The sequence below is a fragment of the Pseudomonas sp. 32A genome (genome assembly GCF_052682255.1).
On sequence record NZ_JBQYLY010000001.1, the window covers coordinates 4,629,045 to 4,640,479 of the forward strand.

An 11,435-nucleotide genomic window follows, 5' to 3' on the forward strand; every position below is an offset into this window, starting at 1 on the left:
AAGCTTTCAGTTGAAAAGCTGAAAAGTCTTTCTATACACTTACCCACTGGCCAGCTGCCTGAATTTGTCCATTAGGAGTGAAAACACGGTATGAGCACCATCGAAGAGCGCGTCAAGAAAATCGTTGCTGAGCAACTGGGCGTTAAAGAAGAAGAAGTGACCAACACTGCTTCCTTCGTTGAAGACCTGGGTGCCGACTCCCTTGACACCGTTGAGCTGGTGATGGCTCTGGAAGAGGAATTCGAGACCGAAATCCCGGACGAAGAAGCTGAAAAAATCACTACCGTTCAAGCTGCCATCGACTACGTTACTAGCCACCAGGCGTAATAGTTTGTAATCGTCGCTTGCTGTGATGGAAAAACCGCACTGCCCTACGGCGTGCGGTTTTTTCCTTTAAGCCTGATGCAAAGTGTCGTCATTAGAAAAAGGAGAGTGCTGTGTCGCGTAGACGCGTCGTAGTCACCGGTATGGGTATGTTGTCGCCACTGGGTACGGATGTGCCGAGCAGTTGGCAGGGCATTCTGGCTGGCCGCAGTGGTATTGGTCTGATCGAACACACGGACCTTTCTGCCTATTCCACCCGTTTTGGCGGCTCGGTAAAGGACTTTAATGTCGAGGAATATCTCTCGGTCAAAGAGTCCCGCAAACTCGACCTGTTCATTCAATACGGCCTGGCAGCCGGTTTTCAGGCGGTGCGTAATGCCGGCCTGGAAGTCACCGACGCCAACCGTGAGCGCATCGGCGTGGCCATGGGTTCGGGTATTGGCGGTCTGACCAATATCGAAGAAACCAGCCGCACGTTGCACGAGTCCGGCCCCCGTCGAATTTCACCGTTCTTCGTGCCTGGCTCGATCATCAATATGATTTCCGGTTTCCTGTCCATCCACTTGGGTGCCCAGGGGCCTAACTACGCCATTTCCACTGCGTGCACTACCGGCACTCACTGCATCGGCATGGCGGCGCGCAATATCGCCTACGACGAAGCCGACGTGATGATCGCTGGCGGCGCCGAAATGGCTGCCTGCGGCCTGGGCATGGGGGGCTTCGGCGCGTCCCGCGCACTGTCGACCCGCAATGACGAGCCGACCCGTGCCAGCCGTCCATGGGACAAGGGCCGTGATGGCTTTGTACTGGCCGACGGTGCCGGTGCGCTGGTCCTCGAAGAGCTGGAGCACGCGAAGGCCCGTGGCGCCACCATCTATGCCGAGCTGATTGGCTTCGGCATGAGCGGTGATGCTTACCACATGACCTCGCCGCCGGCTGACGGTGCAGGGGCTGCGCGCTGCATTACCAATGCGTTGCGTGATGCCAAGGTCAACGCTGACCAGGTGCAGTACATCAACGCCCACGGCACGTCGACACCCACGGGCGACCTGGCGGAAGCCGAAGCCATCAAGTCGGTGTTCGGCGAGCACGCCTACAAGCTGGCGGTCAGCTCCACCAAGTCCATGACCGGCCACCTGTTGGGTGCGGCGGGCGCGGTCGAGGCGATCTTCAGCGTGCTGGCCATCAAGGATCAGGTCGCTCCGCCGACCATCAACCTCGATGAGCCGGATGAAGGCTGCGACCTGAACTTCGTACCGCATGAAGCGCAGAAGATGCCGATCGACGTGGTGTTGTCCAACTCGTTCGGTTTTGGTGGTACCAACGGTTCCCTGGTGTTCCGCCGGTTCGCCGAGTGATGGAAAGCTGGGTTGACGGTCAGCCGGCGGGCGCAGTGCCCCTGAAAGACCGTGGCCTGGCGTACGGTGATGGCCTGTTCGAGACCATTGCCGTCAAGGCCGGGCAGCCTGTGTTGCTCGACCGCCACCTGCAGCGCCTCGATGAGGGTTGCAGGCGGTTGGCGATTGTTGCGGATCAGCCGTTGATCCGCAGCGAATTGCTGGCCTATGCCACCGCCTTGGGCGAGGGTGTACTCAAATTGATCCTGACCCGTGGCGACAGCCAGCGCGGTTACGGCATCAGCGCCGGCGCTCCCCCGCGGCGCATCCTGCAAGGCAGTCCACCTGCCACTTATCCCCCGGAACATGCAGCGTCAGGCATTCGCCTGTTTGCGTGTACCACCCGTTTGTCCGAGCAACCTTTGCTTGCCGGCCTCAAGCACCTCAACCGCCTGGAACAGGTATTCGCCCGCGCCGAGTGGCAGGATGCCGATCACGCTGAAGGTTTGATGCTGGATATGTCCGGTCGAGTCATCGAAGGCGTGTTCAGCAACCTGTTCCTGGTGTGTGACGGCGTGTTGCTGACCGCTGATCTGAAACGCTGCGGCGTCGCCGGCGTCATGCGGGCCGAGGTGTTGGCCCAGGCGCAGGTGTTGGGCATTCCGACGAGCGTGGCCGATATCAGCCTTGAACAGCTGCACCGGGCCGACGAAGTCTTTGTGTGCAACAGCGTATATGGCATTTGGCCGGTGCGCGGATGTGCTGCGATGAGCTGGTCGGTTGGGCCGCTCACCCGTAAACTGCAGGGCACTGTTCGCGCACTATTGGATATTTGATTTGAGACGTAAATTTGTATTGTTGCTGGAGATCGGTCTGGTCCTGGCGGGTTTGCTGCTGGGCGCTTCGGCCTGGAAGCTGAACTCGGCCCTTGAGCAGCCCCTGAATCTGACCCAGGAGCAATTGCTGGACGTACCGGCCGGCGCGACGCCCACCGGCACCTTCAATCGTCTGGAAAACGACGGCGTGCTCAAGGATGCGTTCTGGTTGCGTCTTTACTGGCGCTTCAACCTCGACGGCCAGCCGCTGCACAGCGGCGAATACCGCATGACCCCAGGCCTCACCGCCGAGGGCCTGATCGGTTTGTGGCAGCGTGGCGAAGTGGTGCAGTACAGCATCACGCTGGTGGAAGGCTGGAACTTCCGCCAGGTGCGCGCCGCCCTGGCCAAGCATGAAAAGATCGAGCAAACCCTGTCGGGCCTGAGTGACAGTGAGGTGATGGAAAAACTCGGCCACCCTGGTGTCTTCCCTGAAGGCCGCTTTTTCCCCGACACCTACCGCTTCGTGCGTGGCATGAGCGACGTCGAATTGCTGAAAAAGTCCTACAACCGCTTGGACGATGTCCTTGCCCAGGAATGGAGCAAGCGCGCGGCCGATGCGCCGTACACTGGCCCCTATCAAGCGCTGATCATGGCCTCGCTGGTGGAGAAAGAAACCGGCGTGCCGGAAGAGCGCGGCCAGATCGCCGGGGTGTTCGTGCGACGCATGAAGATCGGCATGCTGCTGCAAACCGACCCGACGGTGATCTACGGCCTCGGCGAGCGCTACACCGGCAAGCTGACCCGCGCGCACCTCAAGGAAGCCACGCCCTACAACACCTACGTGATCGCCGGCCTGCCGCCGACGCCGATTGCCATGGTGGGACGTGAGGCTATTCATGCCGCGCTGAACCCGGTGGCGGGCAGCAGCCTGTATTTCGTTGCCCGAGGCGACGGCAGCCATATTTTCTCGGATAACCTGGATGCGCATAACGCGGCGGTGCGTGAGTTTCAGATGAAGCGTCGTGCCGATTACCGTTCCAGCCCGGCACCCGCGCCCGCACCGGCGGTAAAACCTGAAGACGCACCGGTTGATACGCCCGCCGAGCCGTCTCCCGCACCCGATGACACCGCGCCGCAAAGCTCGCAATGACTCTGACTAAGGACTGCCTGTGACTGGCTTGTTTATTACCCTGGAAGGCCCGGAAGGCGCCGGCAAAAGCACCAACCGCGAATACCTGGCCGAGCGCCTGCGCGCCGAAGGTATCGAGGTGCTGCTGACCCGCGAGCCCGGCGGCACGCCGTTGGCCGAGCGTATCCGTGAAGTGCTGCTGACCCCGGGCGACGAACAGATGAACCCCGACACCGAGCTGCTGCTGGTGTTTGCCGCGCGCGCCCAGCACCTGGCCGAAGTCATTCGCCCGGCCCTGGCCCGTGGCGCGGTGGTGATTTGCGACCGGTTCACCGACTCCACCTATGCCTATCAGGGCGGCGGTCGTGGCTTGTCCCTTGAGCGCATTGCGACGCTGGAAACCTTCGTCCAGGGCGATTTGCGGCCCGACCTGACCCTGGTGTTCGATCTCCCGGTGGAAGTCGGCATGGCCCGTGCCACCGCCCGGGGTCGCCTTGATCGTTTCGAACTGGAAACCCGAGTCTTTTTTGAAGCTGTGCGTGGCGCGTTTCTCAAGCGCGCCGAAGCCGACCCCGCCCGTTACTACCTGTTGGACGCCGCACAACCGCTGACTCAGGTTCAGCAGTGCATTGACGCCCTGTTGCCGAAGCTTGTGGAGCGTGTCCGTGGCTGAAGCCTATCCGTGGCAGGACAGCCTCTGGCAGCAACTGGCGGGCCGTGCCCAGCACGCCCACGCCTACCTGCTCCATGGCCCGGCGGGCATCGGCAAGCGCGCCTTGGCCGAGCGGTTGATGGCCAGCTTGTTATGCCAGCGGCCCAACGGGCTGGAAGCCTGTGGGGAATGTAAATCCTGCATGCTGCTCAAGGCCGGCAGCCACCCCGACAACTACCTGCTGGAACCGGAAGAAGCCGACAAGGCAATCAAAGTCGACCAGGTGCGTGATCTGGTCAGCTTCGTGGTGCAGACCGCGCAGATGGGCGGGCGCAAGGTGGTGCTGATCGAGCCAGTGGAGTCGATGAACATCAACGCGGCCAACGCCTTGCTCAAGAGCCTGGAAGAACCGTCCGGCGATACCGTGCTGCTGCTGGTCAGCCACCAGTCCAGCCGCCTGCTGCCGACCATCCGCAGCCGCTGCGTGCAACAGGCCTGCCCGTTGCCGAGCGAAGCCATGAGCCTGCAGTGGCTGGCCCAGGCGTTGCCGGACTGCGGCGAGGCCGAGCGCGTCGAGTTGCTGACCCTGGCGGCCGGCTCGCCCTTGGCGGCGGTCAAGCTCCAGGCCCAGGGCGTGCGGGAACAGCGCGCGTTGGTGGTGGATGGCGTGAAGAAGCTGCTCAAGCAGGAGATGTCCGCCACGCAACTGGCCGAAAGCGCCTGGAAAGACATTCCCTTGTTGCTGCTGTTCGACTGGTTCTGCGACTGGTCGAGCCTGATCCTGCGCTACCAGCTGACCCAGGACGAAAACGGCCTGGGCCTGGCGGACATGCGCAAGGTGTTGCAATACCTCGCACAGAAGAGTGCCCAGGACAAGGTCCTGAACATTCAGGACTGGATCCTCGCCCAACGCCAGAAGGTCCTGGGCAAGGCCAACCTCAACCGCGTGCTGTTGCTTGAGGCCTTGCTGGTGCAATGGGTCGGCTTGCTCGGCCGGCGTTAATTTCAGTGGCCGACGGGTGTATCGTTGGCCAGACACTTTCCGTGACTCAAGTTGTAGATCCCTATGCTCGTAGATTCCCATTGCCACCTTGATCGCCTCGACCTGGCCCAGCACGGCGGCTCCCTCGACGCCGCCCTCGAAGCTGCGCGCCAGCGCGGGGTAGGGCACTTCCTGTGCATCGGCGTCAGCGCGGAAAACGCCGCCGACGTCAAAGCCCTGGCCGATCGTTATGCCGACGTCGATTGCTCGGTGGGCATTCACCCGCTGGACCTGAAGCCCGGCGAAGCCCCGGCCCTCGACTGGCTGCTCGGCGAACTCAATCACCCACGCGTGGTGGCCATCGGCGAGACCGGCCTTGATTACCACTACGAACCGGAAGCCGCCGAGTTGCAGCAGGCGTCGTTTCGTCTGCACCTGCAAGCCGCCCAGCAGACTGGCAAACCCGTGATCGTCCACACCCGTGGCGCCCGTGCCGACACCCTGACCCTGCTGCGCGAGGCCGCGCTGCCCCAGGCCGGTGTGCTGCATTGCTTCACGGAAGACTGGGACATGGCCAAGGCCGCCCTCGACCTCGGCTTCTACATTTCCTTGTCGGGCATCGTGACCTTCCGCAACGCCGACGCCCTGCGGGATGTCGCGCGCCAGGTCCCGGCAGACCGCCTGCTGGTGGAAACCGATTCGCCGTACCTGGCACCCATCCCTCATCGCGGCAAACCCAACCTGCCGGAATACGTACGGGATGTAGCGGATTACCTGGCGACGCTGCGGGGCGAGCCCTACGAGCGCTTCGCCGAACAGACCACCGAGAACTTCAAGCGTCTGTTCCCGCTGGCTCACGTCAGCCACTGAATCGCAGGCAAAAAAAACCCGGGTTCTGGGGGGTGAATCCGGGTTAAGACCATTAGGAGTAAAACAAGGGTACGCAGTCCGTCGGTACCCAGGTCGACGCGTCACTTGGGGGAGATGCCACGCCGACAGTTCAAGTATTGATCAGTATCCGATTCAGTCCAGCCGCATCTGATCGTTTTTTAAACAGATTTGGAATACGCCCGCTTCGGTTGAGTTCTCATGGGTTGCGATGCACGGGTGGCAATCACCTGTTTTATTTCTGACTCAAATCGGTTGATTCGTTGGCGCGCTGTAAGTTAAGTGCAAAGGTTGTTCATATAGGCGTTGCCCAACGACCGTTCAGTCGGGATAATCCCGCGCACCGGGTAAAACGTTCCGACAAGCACGGCTTGGGGCACGCCACCCTCCCAATATCCACCTCTGCAGACCTTTTTCTTATGCACAAAGAACCCCGCAAGGTCCGTGAGTTTCGCCGCCGCGAGCAGGAAATTCTCGACACCGCACTCAAGCTGTTCCTCGACCAAGGTGAAGACAGCGTCACCGTCGAGATGATTGCGGATGCCGTGGGTATCGGCAAAGGCACCATCTACAAGCACTTCAAGTCCAAGGCCGAGATCTACCTGCGCCTGATGCTCGACTACGAGCGTGACTTGAACGAGTTGCTGCACTCGGCCGATGTTGACAAGGACAAGGAAGCGCTGTCCCGCGCCTACTTTGAGTTCCGCATGCGTGACCCGCAGCGCTACCGCCTGTTTGATCGCCTGGAAGAGAAAGTGGTGAAAGGCCATCAGGTGCCGGAAATGGTCGAGGAGCTGCACAAGATCCGCGCCTCGAACTTCGAGCGCCTGACCCTGCTCATCAAGGGCCGCATCAGCGAAGGCAAGCTCGAAGACGTGCCGCCGTATTTCCACTACTGCGCCGCCTGGGCGTTGGTGCACGGCGCCGTGGCGCTGTACCACTCACCGTTCTGGAGCAATGTGCTGGAAGACCAGGAAGGTTTCTTCCAGTTCCTGATGGACATCGGCGTGCGCATGGGCAACAAGCGCAAGCACAGCACCGATTTGCCGAATGCTGAAACGCCGGCCACTTGAATCATTCGCCAGCGTGATGGCGATATGATTTCCTGCCCAGCGCAGTAACCCAGGAATATACTCAGGCAAGGACCTTGCTAAAACTTGATTTTTCAGTCAGGTTTTGGCGTGCCCGAATTATCCTCTGCCGGAGTGATCCATGATCGTTGATCGTCAAGGCAGGCGATTCCGCAATTTGCGGATCAGCCTGACCTCAGCCTGCAATTACGCCTGTACCTACTGCGTGCCCAACGGCAAGCGGCTGGTGGCTGCGCAGGACGAACTGTCGGCCGAGGCAATGGCTCGTGGCGTCGAGTACCTGATCGAGGCTGCTGGCATTGAACGCCTGCGCATCACCGGTGGTGAACCGTTGGTCAGTCCCAAGCTGGAAGCCTTTATGGGCGCAGTGGGGCAGATGGGCCTCAGTGACATCAGCCTGACCACCAACGGCCAACTGCTGGCGCGCAAACTGCCGCTGCTGGTGGATGCGGGCATTCGCCGGATCAACGTCTCCCTCGATACCCTGGACGCCGACGCCTTCCGCAGCATCGCTCGCGGTGGCGACCTGGCCACCGTGCTTGATGGCATGGACCAGGCCAGTGCCGCGGGAATCAAGATCAAGGTCAACATGGTGCCGTTGCGCGGCCAGAACCTCGACCAGGTGATGCCGCTGCTCGACTACTGCCTGGAGCGTGGCTACGAGCTGCGCTTTATCGAATTGATGCGCATGGGCCACCTGGCCAACGATTCCAACGCGTTCCTGCAGCAATTCGTCAGCCTCCAGCAATTGCTCAGCCTGATCGGCGAGCAACACGAATACCTGCAAGCCAACGCTCCAGTGGACGCCACTGCCGTGCGCTACGAAGTGCCCGGCAAAGGCTTCTTCGGTGTCATCGCCAATGAAAGCGTGCCGTTCTGCCGGACTTGCTCGCGGTTGCGCCTGTCGTCCACCGGCTGGCTGCATGGCTGCCTGTCGTCGAGCAACCGCCACTACGTCGGCGACCTGCTGGACAAACCCCGCCACCAGGCTCTGCCGGCCTTGCAGCGCTTGTTGGTCAAGGCCTTGGGCGACAAGCAGGAAGTGGCATTCTCCGGCGGCGCCACCATCATGAAGATCATCGGCGGCTAGTCCCGCAAGCTGGCGCAAAATCTGCATCTCGTGCCCATTCGCCGGTTTTCCGTCACCGGCCTTTGGAGAATTAGGATGCGTAGTCTGGTTTTGGTGCTGGCGTCACTCGCGCTGGGTGGCTGCATGACCGTCAGTGATATGGCCGAAGGCACGCGCTATCAGATGAGCGATGCCGGGCTGCTGGACCACAGCGATACCCGCCGCGTCAATTCGGTCCGCATACAGCCGGACTCCTTCGTCTTCATCGCCCAGGGCGCCTTCACCCCGCCGGGCAGCGCTTATCCACGGCCTAACGTAGTGGCGGAGGAAGCCTTCAACGGCTTTGTCGAATACTTCCCGATGGTCCGTCGCGCCCGCAAACCCGAAGGCCTGGAACAGGCGATGTCTGAAGCCCGCGCGGCTGGTGCGCATTACCTGCTGTACTGCCGCTTTGCCCAGGCGGATGACCGGATCGGCAACGCCGATGAATGGTCTGACCAGGAGGCGGTGGATCGCCTGGGCATCGACACCGGCACCATTCAGGTCATGTTGATCGAGACCAGCACCCAGTATTTGATTGATACTGTGCGGATTCACAGCCGTGGCGGTTTACTGACGTTCCACGACAACAAGCCTGATGATCTGATCGGCAAGCCTCTGGCGCACTACGCGCGCAGCCTGTTGGGCATGAGCGATCAGTAAGACACAAGGAGTACAGCATGACCGATTCGGCCAAGGCCAATGACCTGTTGGCGCAATTGCCCAAGGGCAAGGGACATGCACCGGTGCATCTGTGGAACCCGGCGTTTTGCGGCGATATCGACATGCGCATTGCCCGCGACGGTACCTGGTTCTATATGGGCACGCCGATTGGCCGCAAGCCGATGGTCAAGCTGTTCTCCAATATCATCCGCCGCGACGGTGATGATTACTTCCTGATCACCCCGGTGGAAAAGGTCGGGATCAAGGTCGATGACGCGCCCTTTGTCGCCGTCACCCTGGAAGTCGAAGGGCAGGGCGAAAGCCAGGTGTTGCGCTTTACCACCAATGTCGATGAACAGGTCGAGGCCGGTATCGAACATCCGCTGCGGGTGGTGATTGACCCGCAAACCCAGGAACCTTCGCCATACCTGCGGGTGCGCACCAACCTTGAAGCCCTGGTCCACCGCAATGCGTTCTATCAGTTGGTGGAGTTGGCGGTGACCCGTCCGATCAACGGTAAGAACTGGCTTGGCGTCTGGAGCGGCGGGGTGTTTTTCCCCATCGGCCTGGAGCCTTGAGGCTGATTTTTTCTTTCCCCTGAAATAATTCGCTTGCTGTAGCCGGGCGCTTTCGGTTATCAATTTGTACATGATTAGACATGTCCGATTTGATAAGAAAAAACGCGTCGTCGACGAGCTCATCCGCCGTATCGAAGGTGGAGTGATGGCTGACGGTGTCCTGTTGCCGGGCGAGCACCAACTGGCCGAAGAGTTTTCCGTCAGCCGCGGCACCCTGCGTGAGGCCCTGGCCGAGCTCAAGCGCCGCAGCTACATCGCCACCCAAAGCGGTGTGGGCTCCATCGTCACCTTCGACGGCATGGTGCTCGACCAACGCAGCGGCTGGGCCCAGGCCCTCGCCGACACCGGCGCCGTGGTCACCTCCGAAATCCTGCGTCTGGAAGCGGTCACCCGCCCGGACCTGCTCAGCCGTCACGGCAGCGACCAATTCATTGCCCTCGATCGCCGCCGTCGCGCCGCCGACGGCACGTTCGTGTCCTTGGAGCGCTCGCTGATGCCGGCCTCCGGTGGCCTCGAAAGCCTGCCGCAAGTTGGCCTGATCGATAACTCCCTGACCATCACCCTGGCCGCCTATGGCTATGTCGGCGCTACCGGCAACCAATGGATCGGTGCCGAGCCATTGAACGAAGAAGACGCCCAGTTGCTGGGTCGCCCGGTGGGCACAGTGTTCCTCAAGGCTCTGCGCACCACCTACGACCGGCAAGACCGCTTCATGGAATCCGTCGAAAGCCTGCTCGACCCTCTGCACTTTCGCCTGCACCTTCAATTTGGAACACCGACATGACCGCCACCACCCGCGCCCTCGGCGCCTTCTACGGCCTGGCCCTGGGCGATGCGTTGGGCATGCCCACCCAGTCCCTGAGCCGCGAGCAGGTCAAGGCGCGTTTCGGCGCGATCACCGCCCTGGAAGATGCCGACGCCGATCAGCCGATCGCGCCGAACATGCCCAAGGGCTCGATCACCGATGACACTGAACAGGCGATTCTCGTCGGCCAGTTGCTGGTAGACGGGCAAGGCAAGATCGAACCCACCGAACTGGCCCGGCGCCTGATCGACTGGGAAGCGGTGATGCGCGCCAAAGGTTCCCAGGATTTGCTGGGCCCCTCCACCAAGCGTGCGATCGACATGATCCTGGCGGGCCATACCCCGGAAGAATCCGGGCGCTACGGCACCACCAACGGTGCCGCCATGCGCATCACCCCGGTGGGCATCGCGGCGAACGTCAATGACCCTGCGCAGTTTATCCAGGCGGTGATCCAGGCATGCCAGGTCACCCACAACACCAACCTCGGCATCTCCAGCGCGGCAGCCGTGGCAGCGGTGGTTTCCGCCGGGATCAGCGGTGTCGACCTGGGCGAAGCGCTGAACATCGGCACCCAGATCGCCCAGCAGGCGGAAAACCATGGCCACTGGATTGCCGGTGGGCGCATCGCCACCCGCATCAGTTGGGCGCGCACCTTGAGCGTCGACAGCGGCGACAAGGCGCTGTTTACCGACCTGCTCTATGAATTGATCGGCACCTCGGTGGCGTCCCAGGAATCGGTGGTGGTGTCGTTTGCCCTCGCGCAGCAAGTTGCGGTGGGTGAAGTGAATGCCTTCGAAGCCTTGTGCATGGCCGCCAGCCTTGGCGGCGACACCGACACCATCGCCGCGATTCTCGGCGCGATGCTCGGTGCATGCCTGGGGATGCAGTGCTGGCCTGAGGCGATGATCGAGCAGGTCAAACAGGTGAACGGCCTGGACCTGGAACCCTTGGTCCAAGGCCTGCTCGATCTGCGCTGAGCACCGCAGATCAAAAAATGTGGGAGCGGGCTTGCTCGCGAAAGCGGTGCATCAGTGACACATGCGTTGCCTGACACACCGCT

At 61.5% G+C, this 11,435-nt stretch carries 13 protein-coding genes; all 13 read left to right on the top strand.

Translation table 11 applies throughout. The features are described from left to right. Positions 1-90: 90 nt before the first annotated feature. The 13 genes from acpP (at position 91) to ACUN0G_RS21420 (ending at position 11,352) form a co-directional block, all read left to right on the top strand. Positions 91-327, top strand: a complete 237-nt coding sequence (gene acpP / locus ACUN0G_RS21360; RefSeq protein WP_010165887.1) for an acyl carrier protein — start codon at positions 91-93, stop codon at positions 325-327. A 110-nt stretch (positions 328-437) separates the two neighbouring features. Then, positions 438-1,682 carry a beta-ketoacyl-ACP synthase II gene (fabF, locus tag ACUN0G_RS21365; RefSeq protein WP_258347213.1) on the top strand — a complete coding sequence of 415 codons (1,245 nt, stop codon included), beginning with the start codon at positions 438-440 and terminating at the stop codon, positions 1,680-1,682. Beyond that, entirely contained in the window at positions 1,682-2,497 is an 816-nt protein-coding gene (pabC, locus tag ACUN0G_RS21370) for an aminodeoxychorismate lyase (protein WP_445574213.1), read from the top strand. The genes fabF and pabC overlap by 1 nt, the downstream gene beginning before the upstream one ends. Position 2,498: 1 nt before the next feature. Beyond that, complete coding sequence (gene mltG, locus ACUN0G_RS21375; protein ID WP_445574214.1) at positions 2,499-3,629, top strand: endolytic transglycosylase MltG; 1,131 nt, start codon at positions 2,499-2,501, stop codon at positions 3,627-3,629. A gap of 19 nt (positions 3,630-3,648) precedes the next feature. Further along, positions 3,649-4,281: a dTMP kinase gene (tmk, locus tag ACUN0G_RS21380; protein ID WP_177027694.1), complete on the top strand. Its 633-nt coding sequence runs from the start codon at positions 3,649-3,651 to the stop codon at positions 4,279-4,281. After that, positions 4,274-5,263 (top strand): DNA polymerase III subunit delta', encoded by a 990-nt coding sequence (locus tag ACUN0G_RS21385; protein ID WP_445574215.1) that lies wholly within the window; start codon positions 4,274-4,276, stop codon positions 5,261-5,263. The genes tmk and ACUN0G_RS21385 overlap by 8 nt, the downstream gene beginning before the upstream one ends. A gap of 63 nt (positions 5,264-5,326) precedes the next feature. After that, on the top strand, positions 5,327-6,112 hold the full coding sequence (locus ACUN0G_RS21390; protein ID WP_445574216.1) for a TatD family hydrolase: 786 nt from the start codon (positions 5,327-5,329) through the stop codon (positions 6,110-6,112). Positions 6,113-6,549: 437 nt separating this feature from the next. Next, positions 6,550-7,203, top strand: a complete 654-nt coding sequence (locus ACUN0G_RS21395; protein ID WP_004371278.1) for a TetR/AcrR family transcriptional regulator — start codon at positions 6,550-6,552, stop codon at positions 7,201-7,203. Between the two features lie 139 nt (positions 7,204-7,342). Then, the gene (locus ACUN0G_RS21400; protein WP_076015080.1) at positions 7,343-8,311 is read left to right on the top strand and encodes a GTP 3',8-cyclase MoaA; all 969 of its coding nucleotides are present in this window, start codon (positions 7,343-7,345) and stop codon (positions 8,309-8,311) included. A gap of 75 nt (positions 8,312-8,386) precedes the next feature. After that, on the top strand, positions 8,387-8,992 hold the full coding sequence (locus ACUN0G_RS21405; RefSeq protein WP_063027950.1) for a DUF4823 domain-containing protein: 606 nt from the start codon (positions 8,387-8,389) through the stop codon (positions 8,990-8,992). A gap of 17 nt (positions 8,993-9,009) precedes the next feature. Then, positions 9,010-9,570 (top strand): DUF1285 domain-containing protein, encoded by a 561-nt coding sequence (locus ACUN0G_RS21410; RefSeq protein WP_445574217.1) that lies wholly within the window; start codon positions 9,010-9,012, stop codon positions 9,568-9,570. 70 nt (positions 9,571-9,640) lie between these two features. Next, on the top strand, positions 9,641-10,354 hold the full coding sequence (locus ACUN0G_RS21415; protein ID WP_080673275.1) for a GntR family transcriptional regulator: 714 nt from the start codon (positions 9,641-9,643) through the stop codon (positions 10,352-10,354). Then, entirely contained in the window at positions 10,351-11,352 is a 1,002-nt protein-coding gene (locus ACUN0G_RS21420; RefSeq protein ID WP_445574218.1) for an ADP-ribosylglycohydrolase family protein, read from the top strand. The genes ACUN0G_RS21415 and ACUN0G_RS21420 overlap by 4 nt, the downstream gene beginning before the upstream one ends. Positions 11,353-11,435: the final 83 nt, after the last annotated feature.